At 69.9% G+C, this 18147-nt stretch carries 16 protein-coding genes; 6 read left to right on the top strand and 10 right to left on the bottom strand.

The genetic code is table 11. The features are described 5' to 3' along the window. The first annotated feature begins 24 nt into the window (after nucleotides 1–24). Complete coding sequence (locus ACIRR8_RS04990; protein WP_404059058.1) at nucleotides 25–1047, top strand: iron-siderophore ABC transporter substrate-binding protein; 1023 nt, start codon at nucleotides 25–27, stop codon at nucleotides 1045–1047. 76 nt (nucleotides 1048–1123) lie between these two features. Here the strand turns inward: ACIRR8_RS04990 and ACIRR8_RS04985 are convergent, their stop codons facing one another. Beyond that, on the bottom strand, nucleotides 1124–1750 hold the full coding sequence (locus ACIRR8_RS04985) for a YceI family protein (protein WP_404059056.1): 627 nt from the start codon (nucleotides 1748–1750) through the stop codon (nucleotides 1124–1126). Between the two features lie 256 nt (nucleotides 1751–2006). Here ACIRR8_RS04985 and ACIRR8_RS04980 point away from each other — a divergent pair, with 256 nt between their 5' ends. After that, complete coding sequence (locus tag ACIRR8_RS04980) at nucleotides 2007–2531, top strand: hypothetical protein (protein ID WP_404059054.1); 525 nt, start codon at nucleotides 2007–2009, stop codon at nucleotides 2529–2531. Nucleotides 2532–2584: 53 nt separating this feature from the next. On the opposite strand, the gene ACIRR8_RS04975 is transcribed toward ACIRR8_RS04980, so the two are convergent. After that, complete coding sequence (locus tag ACIRR8_RS04975) at nucleotides 2585–3244, bottom strand: peptidoglycan-binding domain-containing protein (protein ID WP_404059051.1); 660 nt, start codon at nucleotides 3242–3244, stop codon at nucleotides 2585–2587. A gap of 56 nt (nucleotides 3245–3300) precedes the next feature. On the opposite strand from ACIRR8_RS04975, the gene ACIRR8_RS04970 reads away from it, so the two are divergent. After that, nucleotides 3301–3468, top strand: a complete 168-nt coding sequence (locus ACIRR8_RS04970; RefSeq protein ID WP_404059049.1) for a hypothetical protein — start codon at nucleotides 3301–3303, stop codon at nucleotides 3466–3468. A 57-nt stretch (nucleotides 3469–3525) separates the two neighbouring features. Here ACIRR8_RS04970 and ACIRR8_RS04965 read toward each other — a convergent pair whose 3' ends face one another. Then, complete coding sequence (locus ACIRR8_RS04965; RefSeq protein ID WP_404060649.1) at nucleotides 3526–4737, bottom strand: glycoside hydrolase family 64 protein; 1212 nt, start codon at nucleotides 4735–4737, stop codon at nucleotides 3526–3528. 420 nt (nucleotides 4738–5157) lie between these two features. Here ACIRR8_RS04965 and ACIRR8_RS04960 point away from each other — a divergent pair, with 420 nt between their 5' ends. The 3 genes from ACIRR8_RS04960 (at nucleotide 5158) to ACIRR8_RS04950 (ending at nucleotide 11192) form a co-directional block, all read left to right on the top strand. After that, entirely contained in the window at nucleotides 5158–9066 is a 3909-nt protein-coding gene (locus tag ACIRR8_RS04960; RefSeq protein ID WP_404059046.1) for an endo-alpha-N-acetylgalactosaminidase family protein, read from the top strand. 264 nt (nucleotides 9067–9330) lie between these two features. Then, nucleotides 9331–10917, top strand: a complete 1587-nt coding sequence (locus ACIRR8_RS04955; protein ID WP_404059043.1) for an acyl-CoA carboxylase subunit beta — start codon at nucleotides 9331–9333, stop codon at nucleotides 10915–10917. A 71-nt stretch (nucleotides 10918–10988) separates the two neighbouring features. Then, complete coding sequence (locus ACIRR8_RS04950; RefSeq protein ID WP_093692620.1) at nucleotides 10989–11192, top strand: acyl-CoA carboxylase subunit epsilon; 204 nt, start codon at nucleotides 10989–10991, stop codon at nucleotides 11190–11192. Between the two features lie 70 nt (nucleotides 11193–11262). Here ACIRR8_RS04950 and ACIRR8_RS04945 read toward each other — a convergent pair whose 3' ends face one another. From ACIRR8_RS04945 to ACIRR8_RS04915, 7 genes are all read right to left on the bottom strand, one after another. Continuing rightward, complete coding sequence (locus ACIRR8_RS04945; protein ID WP_014048542.1) at nucleotides 11263–11844, bottom strand: ATP/GTP-binding protein; 582 nt, start codon at nucleotides 11842–11844, stop codon at nucleotides 11263–11265. Continuing rightward, nucleotides 11825–12475 carry a DUF742 domain-containing protein gene (locus ACIRR8_RS04940; protein WP_404059039.1) on the bottom strand — a complete coding sequence of 217 codons (651 nt, stop codon included), beginning with the start codon at nucleotides 12473–12475 and terminating at the stop codon, nucleotides 11825–11827. The genes ACIRR8_RS04945 and ACIRR8_RS04940 overlap by 20 nt, the downstream gene beginning before the upstream one ends. 90 nt (nucleotides 12476–12565) lie before the next feature. Further along, nucleotides 12566–12979, bottom strand: a complete 414-nt coding sequence (locus ACIRR8_RS04935; protein WP_006127847.1) for a roadblock/LC7 domain-containing protein — start codon at nucleotides 12977–12979, stop codon at nucleotides 12566–12568. Nucleotides 12980–12989: 10 nt separating this feature from the next. Beyond that, nucleotides 12990–16256, bottom strand: a complete 3267-nt coding sequence (locus tag ACIRR8_RS04930) for a nitrate- and nitrite sensing domain-containing protein (protein ID WP_404059036.1) — start codon at nucleotides 16254–16256, stop codon at nucleotides 12990–12992. Between the two features lie 363 nt (nucleotides 16257–16619). After that, on the bottom strand, nucleotides 16620–17201 hold the full coding sequence (locus ACIRR8_RS04925; protein ID WP_015611636.1) for an ATP/GTP-binding protein: 582 nt from the start codon (nucleotides 17199–17201) through the stop codon (nucleotides 16620–16622). Continuing rightward, nucleotides 17182–17589: a DUF742 domain-containing protein gene (locus tag ACIRR8_RS04920; protein WP_015611637.1), complete on the bottom strand. Its 408-nt coding sequence runs from the start codon at nucleotides 17587–17589 to the stop codon at nucleotides 17182–17184. The genes ACIRR8_RS04925 and ACIRR8_RS04920 overlap by 20 nt, the downstream gene beginning before the upstream one ends. A gap of 135 nt (nucleotides 17590–17724) precedes the next feature. After that, nucleotides 17725–18138, bottom strand: coding sequence for a roadblock/LC7 domain-containing protein (locus ACIRR8_RS04915; protein WP_006127850.1), 414 nt, complete (start codon nucleotides 18136–18138; stop codon nucleotides 17725–17727). Nucleotides 18139–18147 lie beyond the last annotated feature (9 nt).

Genomic DNA, 18147 nt, shown 5'->3' with positions numbered 1-18147 from the left:
TTAGGTGAGGCTAACCTAAAGGGTATGAACGCTTCCGCTCCCCGCCGCACCCGCCGCACGCCCGTCCTGATGGCCGGTGCCGTCGCCGCCCTGCTCGTCGGCGTCTCCGCCTGCGGTACGTCGGACGACTCCTCCGACACGTCCGCCTCCCCGTCCTCCGCCGCCTCCGAAGGCGCCTTCCCGGCCAAGGTCGCGACGAAGTTCGGCGAGGTCACCGTCGAGAAGCAGCCTCAGCGCATCGTCGCGCTCGGCTGGGGCGACGCCGAGACCGTGCTCGCGCTCGGCGGCCAGCCGGTCGGGGCGAGCGACTGGCTGCCGTTCGGCGGCGAGGGCGTCGGGCCGTGGGCGAAGGGCATGTACGACAAGGCGCCCGAGCTGATCGGCACGATGGAGCCGGAGTTCGAGAAGATCGCCTCGCTCCAGCCGGACCTCATCGTCGACACCAAGTCCAGCGGCGACCAGACGCGGTACGACACGCTGAAGAAGATCGCTCCGACCGTCGGCGTGCCCAAGGGCGGCGACCAGTACATGATCTCGTGGGAGCAGCAGACCACCATGATCGCCGCCGCGATGGGCGTGCCCGAGAAGGGCAAGGAGCTGATCGCGGAGACCGGGAAGAAGTTCGCGGCGGCGGCCAAGGCGCACCCCGAGTTCAAGGACGCCACGATCGTCCTCGGCTCGCGCACCTCCGAGGGGTACGGCGCGTACGTCGGCGGCACCGGCCGCGTCGACTTCGTCGAGCGCCTCGGCTTCAAGAACAGCCCGGCCGTCGAGGCCAAGGCCGACGGCGGCTTCTCCGTCTCCATCTCCAAGGAGAACCTGGAACTCCTGGACGCCGACCTCACGGTGATGACCCCGATCGGCATCCCCGCCACGGACATCAGCGACGACCCGCTGTACAAGGCCGTCCCGTCGGTCAAGGCCGGCAACGCCCTGATCTTCGACGACAAGGACATCGCCCAGGCGTTCGCCACGGACTCCATCCTCTCCGTCTCGTACGCCCTGGAGAAGGTCGTCCCGCTCTTCGCGGAGAAGGTCGAGAAGTAACCCGTACCCGTACGAAGAAACAGCGCGCCCCGGGTGTCCGGGGCGCGCTGTTGTCCATACGGGTACGGATCGGCCGTCACGCCTGCGGCGCGGCCGCCTTGATCGCGGAGATGTCGAAGTTCAGCTTGACCTTGTCGCTGACCATGACCCCGCCGGTCTCCAGCGCAGCGTTCCAGGTCAGGCCCCAGTCCGAGCGCAGGATGTCCGCGCTGCCCTCGAAGCCGACGCGCTCGTTGCCGTAGACGTCGGTGGCGGAGCCGTTGAACTCCAGGTCGATGGAGAGCGGGCGCGTGACGTCCTTGATGGTCAGGTCGCCGGTGACGCGGTACGCCTCGCCGCCCAGCTGCTCGGCGCGCGTCGAGCGGAACGTCATGAGCGGGAACTTCTCGGCGTCGAAGAAGTCGCCGCTGACCAGGTGGCCGTCGCGGTCGGCGATGCCGGTGTCGACGCTCGCGATCTTCACGTCGATGGCGGCGGAGGAGTTGGCCGGGTCGGTGCCGTCCAGGGTCAGCGTGCCCTCGTGCTCGCCGAAGGAGCCGCGCACGTTGGTGACCATCGCGTGGCGGACCGTGAAGCCGATGCTGCTGTGGGCCGGGTCGATGGTGTAGGTGCCGGTCAGGGCGGCCAGTGCGGGGTCCACCGCGGGGGCCTCGGCGACGGCGGTCGGGGTGGCGGCGGTCGACTTGCGGGTGAACAGAGCCATGGCTCCTCCTCGGGGGACGTGTGCGAGCGGTGCTGCGCGGGTGTGGCACAGGTGCGTCGTTGTGTCGTTGGCCTTGTTTAACCTTCAACGAGATTGACTCTAATCCCATCTTGTTCAAGTTTCAACCTTTGCCTGTGCCGGGTGGGTGTCGCCCTCTGGCGGACGCGCGTAGAACTCGGGCACCATCTCCCTGTCCGGCGTGCGCGGCCCGTGCCCGTACGTCCTCTGTTTTGTCATGAGCAGGAGGAAAATCCCCATGGTGAACCGCCCACGACTCCGCTCCGCCCTCACCGCCCTGGCCCTCGTCCTCGGCGCGCTCTTCGTCCCCGGCGTCGGCGCCCTCGGCAGCGGCGCCACCGAGGCGCACGCCGTCACCAAGCTGACCCACGCCCAGGCGACCTCCAGGTTCAGCTCCTCCGGGATCACCTGGTCGTCCTCCGGCAACTGCTCCAACCGGAACGTCCCCACCTGCACGTCCTTCGACCAGCTCAACCTGCCGACCGCCCAGGGCGCCCAGACGCTCAGGAGCGCCACCGGCTGCGCGCTCAGGATCACCGGCGGTACGGAGACCGGCCACGCCGGCGGCACGTACTCCCACTGGAACGGGTACAAGCTCGACTTCGCCAAGAGCACCTGCCTGAACAACTACGTCACGGGCGTCTTCACCTACATCGGCGTACGCGGTGACGGGGCCCGCCAGTACCGGTCCGGCTCCGGCAACATCTACGCCGACGAGGGCAACCACTGGGACGTGACCTACTACAACTGCGGAGGCTGCTGAGCCGATGTGTGGGGCCGCCCTGGCGTACAGGGCGGCCCCACACACGTACCCGTTCAGCCGACCGGGTCCACCGTCGGCCCCTCCCGCTCCAGCAGCTCCCGCGCGAACTCCTCCCACTGCGCGTACCGGTCCGGGTACGCCGACCGCTGCACCGCCTGGCACGCCTTGCCCGGCTCCATCGACTCCCAGCCCTTGATCTGGAGCAGTCCGGGATTGCTGGTCGGCGACGGCAGCCCGTAGAAGGACTTCGACGCGGTCGGGACATGGGTGATCTGCTCCGGCGTGCCCCAGCCCATGCTCGGGCGCTGCTGGAAGACGCCGAGCGAGTCGTGGTCCACCGGGGTCGTGTAGTTGACGAACGTCGACTCCTGCATGGCCGTCATCAGGGCGATCACCTGGCCCTGTTCCGGGATGTCCGCCCCCTTCCCGACGCCGATGACCGTACGCGCGTGCGCGAGCTGTTCCGGGCCCAGATCGGACGGGTCGGCGAACGCCGCGCGCAGCTCGCTGTCCGGGGCCGCCTTGAGGAGGTGGGCCGTCGCGGTGTCCAGGCGGCCCGTCGGGGCGAGGCCGTAACCCCGCTGGAAGGCGCGCAGGCCCTCGGCGGTCGGCGGAGGTGTGGGTGCGGAGGCGTGGGCGGCGGCGGGGGCCGTCAGCAGGAATACGGCGGCGAGCACCGCGAGCGTACGGCGGGGGAGCCTGTTCTTTCGCATACGGAACGGTTCCGGGATGCCGGAAGGAATGTCAAGGATGTCGTGAACAGTATGAATTGACGGTGTGTCGAGAGCGCACCCCCCAAGCCGACCCCCCGACAGCCGCCGCCACCCTCCAACGCGCCGCCTCCGCCTCGATCGGCGACGTCGTGGCCACCGTCCTGGACCGGCAGCGCAACAAGGTCACCGTCCGGGACGTCCCGGACGGCACCCTCCCCAGGTGACGCCCCGCGCCGGGCCCTCTGTGACGCGGGCCCGGCGCGAGGTGTTCACCCAAGGGGTCAGGAGCCCACGCTCACCGTGAAGCGGCGCGGGTTCCCGTCGTGCGCCGCGCCCGAGACGTCCGGCTCGCCGTCCGGGCGGACATCGTCGTACGGGAACGCGTAGCCGATCGGGCTGTTGGCGTGCACCACGCGGGACCAGTGGTTGGTCACCTGCGTCTTGTAGTAGTCCGACACCGACGTGCCGTTCGGCTGGCTCGGGTGGCTCAGCATGATCGACCGGTTGAAGCCGGCCGCCAGCCGCGCCAGGATCGCCTTCTTGTCGTCGGAGTCGCCCGGGTTGTTGGTGAACGGCCCGTGGTTGCAGGTGAAGATGTCCTTCGTCTCCGGCTTGGTGAAGGTGTGGCCGCCCTCGAAGGTCAGGGTGTCGCCGCTCACCCGGCCCGCCAGCGTGCCCCGCCCGCCCTGGAGGTCGATCCGCAGGTCCTCCGAGCGGTACTTCTCCCACACCTCGTCGATCTGCGCCTCGAACAGGCCCCGGAACGGCATCTCGGCCGGCCGGTCGAAGTACGGCGCCATGATGTTCTGCGGTGAGACCACCCGCAGCACCTTGCCGTCGTCGCCCCGGGTGACCAGCTGGTCCCACGGCTGCCCGTCGGCGGCGGCCTGGGCGATGAGGTCCTCCGCGATCCGCTCCGCGGCGCCCTCGGGATGCGGGGCCACGACGTGCGTCCCGTCGCCCTCCAGCGTGATGCCGATCGGGAGTGCGGTGATCAGGTCCACGTAGCTGATGTTGGAGTACAGCTGCTCGGTGTTGAAGGTGAACTCGGCGAACGCCCAGGTCCGCCCGTAGTTCGGGTCCGTCGGCGTGGCGAAGGCGGGCTCCACCAGCGAGGGGCCCGGGTTGAGGAAGAAGTCCAGCTTGTCGTCGCGGACGAAGTAGACCCGCGCGCCGTACATCTGCGGCAGGGTCAGCACCACCGGGGCCGCGCCGGCCGCGTTGAGCGGGATCGCGCAGTCCACCGGGAGCGGGGTCTGCGGGGCGCCGGGGGAGTCGGGGCGGTAGACCTCGCCGTTCGGCCGGAGCAGCACCCAGCGGTCGGTGCCCAGCTCATGGCCGGTGACGTACGCGTGCACCGTGCCCGGCAACGACTTGTTCTCCAGGGCGATTTCGCAGGTGGCGGGCGCGGCAGAGGCGCGCGGGCTGAGGGCGGTGCCCCAGGCGGGGTACGTCAGCGCGGCGGCCGAAGCGGCGGCGCCGGTCAGGAACATTCGGCGTGAAATCACGAGGGAACTCCCGAGTGTGTGGGGGCCGCAGACAGGTTGCGGGGTCAGGCCGTGGGGTGGGTGGGGAGAGACCGGACAGTGGGGGTGTCTGCGGGAGTGCGCACCACTCTCGCCAGGGGTGGAGCGGCCGTCAAGACTTATGGCTGAGAGCGCTCTCAAAAACTCCGGGTCTTCACAACTCGACGCCCGGAAGCGGTACTTGCCGGAACCGAGCGGGTGCGAACCGTAACCGTAAGGAGGCGGTGGCAACCGTACGGAGGCGGTGGCGGACAAGAGGTGAACGGGACGCCGGTCGTGGTCGGCGCCCAGGCCACTTGGACTAACGGACCACGGTTGTTGGACGGAGACGGCCCTCGGGACCGGCATGCGTTGACGGTGTCCCGACACGGCGACTACTCAAGGGCCATGTCGCCAAGATTCCCCTCCGCCGGCCCGGTCTCCGTGGCCTCAGCCGTCGCCTCGGCCGCCGTCCTGGCGCTCGTGGCGACCGCCGCCCTCCCCGCCGCAGCCGCCGGTCCGCCCTCCGCACCACCGGCCGGAGCGGCGAAGGCCGCAGCGGCAACGCCCGGTGCGTCGGCCGCCACCATCGGCTCCCCCCACCTCACCGTCGCCGTGGCCCGCGACTTCCCGCGCGTCCTGTCGTACACCGACCGCGCCGGCGGCAAGAGCCTGCTCGGCAGTACGCGGCCGGTCACCGCGATCACCCTCAACGGCACCGCCCACCCGGTGAAGCTCAAGGCCGGGCCGAGGATCAAGGGCTCCTCCGCCCGCTACACCCTCGCCTTCCCCGGCCTGCCCGGCGTGGAGATCGACGCCTCGCTCACCGTCTCCGGCCGGACCACCACCTTCAAGGTGACCGCCGTCCGTGACACCGCCGCCTTCCGGGTCGGGACCATCGACATCCCCGGCCACGACCTGATCTCGGTCGGCTCCACCGAACCCGGCGCCGCCACCGCGTTCACCACGCTGGACCCGGACTCCACCCGGACCGCCGACGTCTTCGCCAAGGTCACCGCCGCCACCCAGCCCGACCCCGCACCCCTCGGCGCCACCTACGCGATCCTCAACACCTCCTCCCTCGCCGCCGCCGTCGAGTCCAACTCCTCCTACGACAAGCCCTCCGGACCCACCGGCGGCGACGACGCCCGCTTCTGGCACCAGGCCCGCACCGAGGCCGACGGCAGCGTCCGGGTCGGCGTCGGCTCCGGCCAGTGGACCTACCGGGGCGAGGGCGCGCCCAAGCCGGAGAGCGGCGAGAACCTGCCGTGGGCCAAGGTCGTCATCACCCCGGACGCCAACGGCGACCGGTCCGTCGACTGGCAGGACGGGGCCGTCGCCTTCCGCTCCATCGGCATCACCGCGCCCGGCAGCGAGCAGACCGCCGAGCGGGTCGTCACCCACATCCCGTTCAACTTCGCCAGCCAGGCCACCCACCCCTTCCTGCGCACCCTCGACGACGTCAAGCGGATCTCCCAGGCCACCGACGGTCTCGGCCAGCTCGCCGTCCTCAAGGGGTACGGCTCCGAGGGCCACGACTCCGCCCACCCGGACTACGGCGGCAACCACAACAAGCGGGCCGGCGGGCTCAAGGACCTCAACACGCTGCTCAAGCAGGGCAAGAAGTGGGGCGCCGACTTCGGCGTCCACGTCAACGCCACCGAGTCCTACCCGGAGGCCAAGGCCTTCAGCGAGCAGCTCGTCGACAAGGCCAAGCCCGGCTGGAACTGGCTCAACCAGAGCTACTACATCGACCAGCGCCGCGACCTCAACAGCGGCGACCTGGCGAAGCGCTTCCAGCAGCTGCGCGACGAGACCGACAAGAACCTCGACTTCCTCTACATCGACGTCTACTACAGCCACGGCTGGATCGCCGACAAGACCATCCAGGCCGTCCAGAAGCAGGGCTGGACGGTCGGCACCGAGTGGGCCGACAAGTTCGAGCGCGCCTCGCTCTGGTCGCACTGGGCCAACGACCTGAACTACGGCGGCGCCACCAACAAGGGCCTCAACTCGCAGATCATCCGCTTCATCCGCAACGGCGAGAAGGACATCTGGAACAACCACCCGGTCCTCGGCCAGAGCGTCCTGGAGGAGTTCGAGGGCTGGACCGGCGAGACTGACTGGAACGCCTTCACCGCCGCGATCTGGCAGAAGAACCTGCCCGCCAAGTACCTCCAGCAGCAGAGGATCACCCGCTGGAACGGCAACGACATCACCTTCACCGAGGGAGTGCGCGGCACGGTCGAGGACGGCAAGCGGACCTTCTACGACCAGGGCCGCAAGGTGCTCAGCGGCACCGACTACCTGCTGCCGTGGGACGGCGGGAAGAAGCTCTACCACTACAGCGAGACCGGCGGCACCAGCACCTGGCGGGTGCCGGGCAAGGGCCCGTACACGGTGTACGCGCTGACCGACAACGGCCGCGCGAAGACCGCCACCGTACGCCCGTCCGCCGACGGGCAGATCACGCTGACCGCCACCGCCGGACAGCCGTACGTCCTCTACCCCGACCAGGCGCCGCGCGCGGCCGACCCCGGATGGGGCCAGGGCACGCCGCTCAAGGATCCCGGCTTCAACGACCGTACGCTGAAGGGCTGGACGAAGACCGGAACCGTCGTACGGGACACCGACGACCAGGGCCGCAACAGCGCCGCCCTCTCCGGCACCGCCACCGCCGCCCTCTCCCAGCCCGTCACCGGCCTCAGGCCCGGTGCCCGCTACACCGCCTCCGCCCTCATCGAGGTGGAGCCCGGCCAGTCCCGTCGTACGGTGCTGAGCGCGGGAGGGAAGTCCGTCGCCGTCGAGCGCTCCACGGCCGAGGACTTCGTCGCCGCCTCCGACTGGCACGGCACCCGCTTCCAGCGCGCCAAGGTCACCTTCACCGCGCCCGCCGACGGCCGCACCACCCTGCGCGTCGAGGCGGCGCCGGGTTCTGCGGCGACGGTCCGCGCCGATGACGTACGGATCGTCGAGAACGCGCCCGCCACCCGGCCCGGCACGCTCGTGTACGAGGACTTCGAGGCGGTCGACCAGGGCTGGGGTCCCTTCCTCAAGGGCGACGCGGGCGGCTCCACCGATCCCCGCACCCACATCTCGCAGCTCAACGCCCCGTACACGCAGTCCGGCTGGAACGGAAAGCTGATCGACGACGTGCTCGGGGGGAAGGAGTCCCTCAAGTCCCACGAGGAGAACACCGGGCTCGTCTACCGCACCGCCCCCTGGACCGTCCCGATGAAGGACGGTCACCGGTACGAGATCGCCTTCGACCACCAGTCCAGCCACGCCGGGGCGTACGCCTGGGTCGACGGCTACGACCGGGTCGCCGACGGCAAGGCGTCGTCCACCGAGACCCGCTCCACGCCGATCGGGCAGCAGCGCACCACCGGCCGCTTCACGCACACCCTCACCGCCGGCTGCGGCGACACCTGGACCGGGCTGCGGAAGCTGGCCGGGGCTCCGGAGGGCGCGGACTTCGTGCTCGACGCCTTCACCGTGACCGACCTGGGCCCCGCGCCCGCCGGACGGGAGGCCGTCTGCGGCACGCTCGGTGTGGCCGCCGACGCCGAGACGCTGGAGCCGGGTGGACCGAACACCGTGAAGGCGACCTTCGGCAACGACGAGGCGACCGCCGCCACCGGTGTGAAGCTGGCGCTGACCGTGCCGGAGGGCTGGCGAGCCGAGCCCGCCGGGGCCGTCGCCTTCGACTCCGTCGCTCCGGGCGCGAAGGTCACCGGCAGCTGGCGGGTCACGCCGCCGGTGGACACCCCGTACGCCACGTACCAGCTCGGCGCGCAAGCCACGTACGCCGCCCAGGGCTCCCCGCGTACGCTCGGCGCGCAGACCTCCGTACGCACGCTGCCGCCGCCGCCCACCGAGGACAGCTGGGCCAGTGACCTCGACTGGACGGCGTCCAGGAACGGCTGGGGGCCTGTCGAGCGCGATCAGTCCAACGGGGAGACCGGAACCGGCGACGGCAGTCCCTTGCGCATCGGCGGGGTCACCTACGCCAAGGGGCTCGGCACCCACGCCCCGGCTACGGTCCGCTACTACCTGGGCGGGAAGTGCACCTCGTTCACCGCGGAGGTCGGGGTCGACGACGTCCAGGCCACGCGCGGCAGCGTCCGGTTCTCCGTCTCCGCCGACGGCACGGAGAAGGTGACGTCGCCGGTGCTCGGGGCCGCCGATCCGGCCTGGAAGCTCACCGCCGACACCACCGGCGCGCGGTACGTCGAACTCGTCGTCGACGACGGCGGTGACGGCAACGGCAACGACCACGCCGACTGGGGCGACGCCCGCTTCCACTGCGGGGTTTGAACCGCCGGCCAACAGCGGTCGCGGTGCGGTGGAGCCGAGCTGAACAATGCTGGGCCATACTGAGGGGGCCTTCGGGCCCCCTCAGCGGCGTGTGGCCCACGGCACACCGAGCCCTTTGTAGGGTTCACACAACGGAGAGCGGCGTTTCGCTGGTGGATCGCGTGCCCGGCGGGATGGTTCTGTTCACTCCCACCACGAAACCGGGCAGGAGACTGTACGGAGTCGACGGCACGATTTCTGGGTCGGGGTTCGTAGGGTCGATGCATGACCGTTGTGGACGAAACCCAGGGTGAGCAGCCGAGCGACGCGCGTGGCCGGGTGGCCGAACTGCTGGCCCTGCGCGAGCAGGCCCGGCGCGGCCCCAGCGAGCGCGCGACCCAGGCGCAGCACGCCAAGGGCAAGCTGACCGCGCGCGAGCGCATCGAGCTGCTGCTGGACGCGGGCTCGTTCAAGGAGGTCGAGCAGCTTCGCCGCCACCGGGCGACCGGGTTCGGCCTGGAGGCCAAGAAGCCGTACACCGACGGTGTCATCACCGGCTGGGGCACGGTCGAGGGCCGCACGGTCTTCGTCTACGCGCACGACTTCCGGATCTTCGGCGGCGCGCTGGGCGAGGCCCACGCCACGAAGATCCACAAGATCATGGACATGGCCATCTCGGCCGGTGCCCCCCTGGTCTCGCTCAACGACGGCGCCGGCGCCCGTATCCAGGAGGGCGTCTCGGCGCTCGCCGGCTACGGCGGCATCTTCCAGCGCAACACGCGCGCCTCCGGTGTCATCCCGCAGATCAGCGTGATGCTCGGCCCGTGCGCGGGCGGCGCGGCCTACAGCCCGGCGCTCACCGACTTCGTCTTCATGGTCCGCGAGACCTCGCAGATGTTCATCACCGGACCGGACGTCGTCAAGGCGGTCACCGGCGAGGAGATCACCCAGAACGGCCTCGGCGGCGCCGACGTGCACGCCGAGACCTCCGGCGTCGCGCACTTCGCGTACGACGACGAGGAGACCTGCATCGCCGAGGTCCGCTACCTCATCGGGATGCTGCCCTCCAACAACCGCGAGAACCCGCCGACGGTCGAGAGCGACGACCCGGCCGACCGCCGCGGTGACGTCCTGCTCGACCTGGTCCCGGCCGACGGCAACCGCCCGTACGACATGCACCAGGTGATCGAGGAGCTCGTCGACGACGGCGACTACCTGGAGATCCACGAGCGCTGGGCCCGCAACATCATCTGCGCGCTGGCCCGCCTGGACGGCCAGGTCGTCGGCATCGTCGCCAACCAGCCGCAGGCGCTGGCGGGCGTGCTGGACATCGAGGCGTCCGAGAAGGCCGCTCGCTTCGTCCAGATGTGCGACGCCTTCAACATCCCGATCATCACCCTTCTGGACGTCCCCGGCTTCCTGCCCGGCGTCGACCAGGAGCACGGTGGGATCATCCGGCACGGCGCCAAGCTGCTGTACGCCTACTGCAACGCCACCGTGCCCCGGATCTCGCTGATCCTGCGCAAGGCCTACGGAGGCGCGTACATCGTCATGGACAGCCAGTCCATCGGAGCCGACCTCACCTACGCCTGGCCCACCAACGAGATCGCGGTGATGGGCGCCGAAGGCGCCGCCAACGTCATCTTCCGCCGCCAGATCGCCGACGCCGAGGACCCCGAGGCCATGCGCGCCCGCATGGTCAAGGAGTACAAGGCCGAGCTGATGCACCCCTACTACGCGGCCGAGCGCGGCCTGGTCGACGACGTCATCGACCCCGCCGAGACCCGCGAGGTGCTCATCGCCTCGCTCGCCATGCTCCGCACCAAGCACGCCGACCTGCCGTCCCGCAAGCACGGCAACCCCCCGCAGTAGTCGCCCCTCCGCAGCGGCGCGATCCGCCGCACGGTCCACGACACCTGCCGAGAAGACGGAGACACCCCACCATGAGCCTGACTTCCGCCGAGTCCGTCCTGCGCGTCGAGAAGGGTCACGCCGACCCCGAGGAGCTGGCGGCCATCACCGCCGTCCTGATGGCCCGCGCCGCCGCCCAGCCGTCCGCCCCCGCCCACCGCGGCCGCGACACGGCAGGCTGGCGCCGCCTGGAGCGCACGCCCGGCTTCCGCGCGCCGCACAGCTGGCAGGGCTGACCCGCCGCACGCCTGGTACGCGAAGGGCCCCGCACTCCTCAGGAGTGCGGGGCCCTTCGCGTACGTGCCTTTAACGCAGGCGGGCCATCAGGGCGTGCTCGACCAGCGTGATGAGCGCGCTCTTGGCGTCGGCGCGGTGGCGGGCGTCCGTCGTCAGGATCGGGGTGTCCGGTCCGATCTGGAGTGCTTCGCGGACTTCGTCGGGGGTGTAGGGCTGGTGTCCGTCGAAGCCGTTGAGGGCGATGACGAAGGGGAGGCCGCTGTTCTCGAAGTAGTCGACGGCGGGGAAGCAGTCGGCGAGGCGGCGGGTGTCGACGAGGACGACGGCGCCGATGGCGCCGCGGACCAGGTCGTCCCACATGAACCAGAAGCGGTCCTGGCCCGGCGTACCGAACAGGTACAGGATCAGGTCCTGGTCCAGGGTGATGCGCCCGAAGTCCATGGCCACCGTCGTGGTGGTCTTGTCCCCGGTGTGGGTCAGGTCGTCGATGCCCGCGGACGCGGACGTCATCACGGCTTCGGTGCGCAGCGGATTGATCTCCGAAACGGCACCGACAAACGTGGTCTTACCCACGCCGAAGCCCCCTGCCACCACGATCTTCGCCGAGGTAGTGGAGCGGGCCGCTCCGCCGCTAGAGCTTGCGAAGTCCACTGAGCACCCTTTCGAGCAGTGTCACATCTGGCTGGCCGCCGGCGGCCTCGTCGCCGCCGGGCTGATGGATGGCGACGAGTCCGGCCTCTGCCAGGTCGGCGACGAGGATCCGGGCAACGCCGAGGGGGATCGAGAGAAGGGCCGAAACCTCGGCGACCGACTTGATCTCGATGCAGAGCCGGCAGATCCGCTGGTGCTCGGGCAACTGCCCTTGCAGCCGGGACGGATCGGCCGTCGTGCTGACCAGCGCCTCGATGGCGAGCTGGTAACGCGGCCGGGTCCGGCCGCCGGTCATGGCGTACGGACGGACCAGCGGGTTGTGCGCCGCCGGCTTGGCGGGCTCGGGGGCCCACCGCTGCTGCACCGGCTGGACACGCTGTTGCTGCGGCGCGTCGTACCGCTGCTGGGGCTGTTGCTGCTGCGGCCACGGCGAACCCGGCTGCTGCTGGGGCCACTCGGACCCCTGCGCACCATGGGCGCCGTGCTGCTGCTGCGGCTGCTGGTATGGCTGATATGCGTTCCCCGGGGCCTGGCCGCCGGATGCTGCGGGGTAGCCGAAACGGTTGTCGCCGTGCTCACCCGGAACCCTCTGTTCACCCTCGTAAGAGTGTCCGCCTGTGGGTGCTGCCACGTTTCCTCCTCCGACTGCCGGTCGCCGATCCCAGTGGGGCCGCGCCACCGCACCTTATGGCCCGGTGGCGAGAAACGCACTGTCTGTCTACTAGTTAAGAAGACTTCCCTGAAGTTCGGCGCGGAGGTCCGGGGTCAGGACACTGCCCGCGCGGTCGACCAGGAGGGCCATTTCGTACCCGACCAGACCGATGTCCGCGTCCGGGTGGGCGAGAACGGCGAGTGACGAACCGTCCGAGATGGACATGATGAAGAGGAATCCCCGCTCCATCTCCACCACGGTCTGGTTCACCGCTCCGCCCTCGAAGATCCGCGAGGCGCCCGCGGTCAGCGACGTCAGACCGGAGGCCACGGCCGCCAGCTGGTCGGCGCGGTCGCGCGGGAATCCTTCGGACATGGCCAGCAGGAGTCCGTCGGCGGAGACCACCACCGTGTGCGACACCCCGGGGGTGTTGTCCACGAAGTTGGTGATCAACCAGTTGAGATTCTGCGCCGCCTGGCTCATCGGGCTCACACTAACGCTCCTGGTTGTAGGTGGTACTGGTGTCCGACCCCGCGTTGCGTCCCCGCTGGATGCCCCGCCGCAGGTTGCTCAACCTGCCGCGGACGTCCTCGGGGGCGCGGGAGACCTGTGGGCCGCCCTGCTGGGTCTGCTCCGCAGTGCCCTCGACCAGGTTGGCCTTGGGCACGCGCCGGGGGAGACCGGAGGGGGTGATTCCGCCCGCCTTCGGCTCACGGAGCTTCTCGGCCCGCTCCCAGCGCTCGTCATTCGTCGAGCGCCAGTCGTCAGTGCCTTCCCCGTCCGTCTGCGGGTCCTGCCGCTCTTCCTGCCGCGGCTGCGGCTGCGGAGCCGGAGCGGGCCGGTCGTTGCCGCGGCCGCTCGGCTGCCAGTGCTGCGCCCCGCCGCGGCGGGGCAGACCGGCATCGGTCAGCTCGTGGCCGACATTCGGGGCGGACCCCGGACGGTCGAAGCCTACGCGCTCCTGTGACGGTGCGGGAACACTCGGAACAGATTCCGCCTCAGCCTGCCGAACCGGCTCAAAAGTGTTCTGAGAACCGCTCTGAACAGGCCAGTCGTCCTGGTGGGACTGGTCGGTCGAGGCAGCGTACCGGTCGGCGGCGTACGCGTCCTGAGGGTTCTCCGGAGCGGCATATGCCGCTTCCGCGTACCCGTTCCGCGGCTGCTCCTGCTGCTGCGGGAAGCCGTTCTCGGAGCCGTAACCCTGCTGCTGCTCGTAGGAGTCGGCGTACGGGGTCTGCTGGGCCTGCTGGGTGGAGGTCTGGCCGTACTGGTCCTGGCCGTAGGACTCCTGGGCGTACCCCTGCGCGCCGTTGCCGCCGTACGGGTCCTGTCCGGAGCCCTGCGCGTCGGCGTACGGCTCCTGGGCGTACTGGTCCTGGCCGTAACCCTGCTGCTCCTGCGAGCCGTCCGGGAACGGGGAGCCGGGGCCGGTCTGGGCCTCCAGCGCCGCCCGGCGCTCCTCGCGCATCAGCGAACGGTTGACCGGGTCCAGCTGGGCCGGGTCCGCCGGGACCTCGTAGCGGGAGTCGTCGAAGCCGAGCTCCGCCGCCGTACGCATCTGGCCGGGTTGCGGCGCCGGGTCGAAGGCGCTCTGCTGCTCGGGAATGATCGAGGAGACGGTGAAGTCGTCCTGCCCGTGCAGGGTCTCGCCACCGCCACCGTGGGTGATCGCGTCCGGGAGCATGACCAGCGACGTCGTCCCGGCCTGCTCGCCCGAGGGGCGCAGCTGGACCCGGATGCCGTGCCGGTCGGCGAGCCGGCCGACCACGAAGAGGCCCATGCGCTGGGAGACGGCGGCGTCCACCGTCGGCGGGTTGGCCAGCTTGTGGTTGATGTCGGCGAAGTCCTCTGCGGTGAGGCCGATGCCCTTGTCGTGGATCTCGACCATGACGCGGCCGTCGGGCAGCCGGGTCGCGGTGACGCGGACCTTGGTCTGCGGCGAGGAGAACGTGGTGGCGTTCTCCAGCAGCTCGGCCAGCAGGTGCACGAGGTCGGTGACGGCCCGGCCGTGGATCTCGGCCTCGGGGACGCCGGACAGCTCGATGCGCTCGTACGACTCCACCTCGGAGGAGGCGGCGCGCAGGACGTCGACCAGCGGCACCGGCTGGTCCCAGCGGCGGCCGGGCTCCTCGCCGGAGAGGACGAGCAGGTTCTCGCCGTTGCGCCGCATACGGGTCGCCAGGTGGTCCAGCTTGAAGAGGCTCTCCAGCTGGTCCGGGTCGGCCTCGTTGTTCTCCAGGTCGGTGATGAGGGTCAGCTGGCCCTCGATGAGCGACTGGTTGCGGCGCGAGAGGTTGGTGAAGATCGCGTTGACGTTGCCCCGCAGCATGGCCTGCTCGGCGGCGAGCCGGACGGCCTCGCGGTGCACCTGGTCGAAGGCGCGGGCGACCTCGCCGATCTCGTCCTGTGTGGTGATCGGGATCGGCTGCACCCTGGTGTCGACCCGGCCCGGATCGGTGCGCGAGAGCTGGTCGACGAGGGAGGGCAGCCGCTGCTCGGCGATGGAGAAGGCGGCGGTCCGCAGCTGGCGCATCGACCGGCTCATCTGGCGGGCCATGAGCCCGGCCAGGACGAAGGCGGCCAGGAGCGCGATGACGACGATGAGACCGTTGACGATGGCGTCGGACTTGGCCTCGGAGGAGATCTTCGCGGCCTCGTCCACCGCCTTGTCGACGAGGTCCTTCTCGACGGTCGCGTACCCCTCGAACTTGGCGGTGGCGGCCGCCATCCAGGTCTCGGGCGTGATGCCCTTCTTCGCCAGCTCCTCCGGGTCCTGGCCCTTGCCGATCTCCTGCACCATGCCGTCGAAGACCGAGCCGTCGATGCTCGGCGGCGCCACGAAGTCCTGGTCGGCGGCGTCGGCCTGCTCACGGGCGGCCTTGAGCTGCCTGGCGCCCTCCTCTGCCTTGCCCGCCATGACCTGCTTGAGGCGGTCCACGTCGGCCTGGGTGCCGCCGGCGTTGAACTCGGCGAGCGCGATCTGCTCCAGGTAGTTGTACGAGCCGAAGGCCTTGACCTGGTCGTTGTAGACGGCGGGCTTCTTGCTCGGGCGCACCAGCAGGTGCATGCCGATCGAGCGCTGAAGCGATTCTGCAGCCTTGGACAGCTCGATCGCGTAGACGGTACGGCCGTAGCTGGTGACGTTGCCGGTGCCGAGGCCGAGCTCGTTGGCGAACTGCATCAGCGAGTGCTGGACCTGGGTGTAGCCCTCTTCGGTCTTCACCGGGTCGAGCGCCTGCGAGTAGGCGGCCTTGCGGAGCTCGGGGAGCCCCGGCTCGTCGACCTTGAAGAGCTTGAGACGGCGCTCCAGGCCCGGCTTGGCGGGCATGTCCTTCACCGAGGCGTCGAAGGCCGCACGCGCCTCGTCCGTGGTCGCCCGGGTCTCCTCGACGATGTCGGCGTCCCGGTCGCCGGAGAGCAGCGGCTGGGCGGTGAGGTCCCGCTCGTTGAGCAGGGCCTGGCCGTAGTCCGAGGCCGCGCGGACGATGCGCGCGATCTTCTCGGCCTCCTGGGCCTCGCTCCAGGTGTCGATGGACCCCTTCACCTGGAAGCCGCCCATGATCAGGCCGATGATGACCGGGATCAGGAGGATCGCGTTCAGGCGGGTGGCCACCCGCCAGTTGCGCGGGGAGAACCGGCTGGTGCTGCCGGCGGCCGGCTCCGGCTCGGGTGCCTGTGCGGGCGACGTCGCAGCGTGCGACGGCGGGGTGAAGTTGCCCCGCTCGGGCTGCGGCGCGGAGCCCTCGTTGCTTCGCCTCACTCGACCAACAACCTCTCGGCGTCGGCACCTACGTTGTGCCGGATTATTCGTTCAGGGCCGTGACTACTCGGGAGTTCGACGAATTGCAGCACGGGGACGGGCCCCCTTCCAAACACTCGGAATCGATCATTCCGAGTGGCCCACGCCTCAGATAAAACGGGCATAAAGAGCGAGCCCCGTCAAAAGGCGGGGCTCATGTGAGCGCAGTGGCACCAGGTGGATGCGTCGGGTGGTGGCGCGGGGGCAATTCTCTGTCGAAATGTTATGAACGCGGGGGCGGATCGTGTCAAACGACACAGGCCGCCCCCGCGTGACTACAACAACTTCCGTATGGCAAAAACGACTTACGCCTACTTGTCGGGACTACTTCAGGCGTGCCATCAGCGCGTGCTCGACCAGGGTGATCAGGCCGCTCTTGGCGTCCGCGCGGTGGCGGGCGTCCGTCGTGATGATGGGGGCGTCCGGTCCGATCTGGAGTGCTTCGCGGACTTCGTCGGGGGTGTAGGGCTGGTGTCCGTCGAAGCCGTTGAGGGCGATGACGAAGGGGAGGCCGCTGTTCTCGAAGTAGTCGACTGCGGGGAAGCAGTCGGCGAGGCGGCGGGTGTCGACGAGGACGACGGCGCCGATGGCGCCGCGGACCAGGTCGTCCCACATGAACCAGAAGCGGTCCTGGCCCGGCGTACCGAACAGGTACAGGATCAGGTCCTGGTCGAGCGTGATACGGCCGAAGTCCATCGCGACGGTGGTCGTCGTCTTGTCCCCGGTGTGGGTCAGGTCGTCGATGCCCGCGGACGCGGATGTCATGACGGCCTCGGTGCGCAGCGGATTGATCTCCGACACCGCACCGACGAACGTGGTCTTGCCCACGCCGAAACCGCCCGCCACCACGATCTTCGCGGAGGTAGTGGCGCGGGCCGTCCCGCCGCTAGAGCTTGCGAAGTCCACTGAGCACCCTTTCGAGCAGTGTCACATCCGGCGCGCCGCCGGCCTCTCCATTGCCCGGCTGGTGGATGGCCACCATGCCGGCTTCCGCCAGGTCCGCCACGAGGATGCGGGCGACGCCGAGCGGCATCGACAGCAGCGCGGAGACCTCTGCCACCGACTTGACCTCACGGCACAGGTGGCAGATCCGCTGGTGCTCGGGGAGCAGTGTCCCCAGATGCGCCGGGTCCGCGGTGGTGCTGACCAGTGCCTCTATCGCGAGCTGGTAACGCGGCCGGGTCCGGCCACCGGTCATGGCGTAAGGACGAACCAGCGGCTGGTCGCCTCCCTCGTCGTACGACGCGTGGTGCAGTGCGCCGTACGGATCGGGTGAGGCGGGTGGCGGGGTCATGAATCCTCCGGGCGTGACAGCAGGTTCTCGGCTTGCCATCTGCAAGGGGCCGGTGAGGGGACTAAGGCGGCCTGGCGGGTGAGGGTTGTGGGCATTACCTGAGGGGATCGTGTCGTGAATCCGCAGGACGGCCGCTTAATGAAGCAGACTGCCCTGGAGCTCGGCGCGGAGGTCGGGCGTGAGGACGGTGCCCGCACGGTCGACCAGGAGGGCCATCTCGTAACCGACCAGACCGATATCGGCGTCCGGGTGGGCGAGAACGGCGAGTGAGGACCCGTCGGAGATGGACATGAGGAAGAGGAATCCCCTCTCCATCTCCACAACGGTCTGGCTGACGGCGCCGCCCTCGAAGATCCGGGACGCGCCGGCGGTCAGCGACGTCAGACCGGAGGCCACGGCCGCCAGCTGGTCGGCGCGGTCGCGCGGGAATCCTTCGGACATCGCCAGCAGCAGGCCATCCGCGGAGACCACCACCGTGTGGGACACCCCTGGGGTGTTGTCCACGAAGTTGGTGATCAGCCAGTTCAGATTCTGCGCGGCCTGACTCATGGGGCTCAA

It is taken from the genome of Streptomyces sp. NPDC101178, assembly GCF_044767965.1.
In the GTDB taxonomy this organism is placed as follows: domain Bacteria; phylum Actinomycetota; class Actinomycetes; order Streptomycetales; family Streptomycetaceae; genus Streptomyces.
The sequence above is the reverse complement of the archived record's forward strand: the minus strand, read 5'-3'. Positions and strand labels throughout refer to the sequence as shown.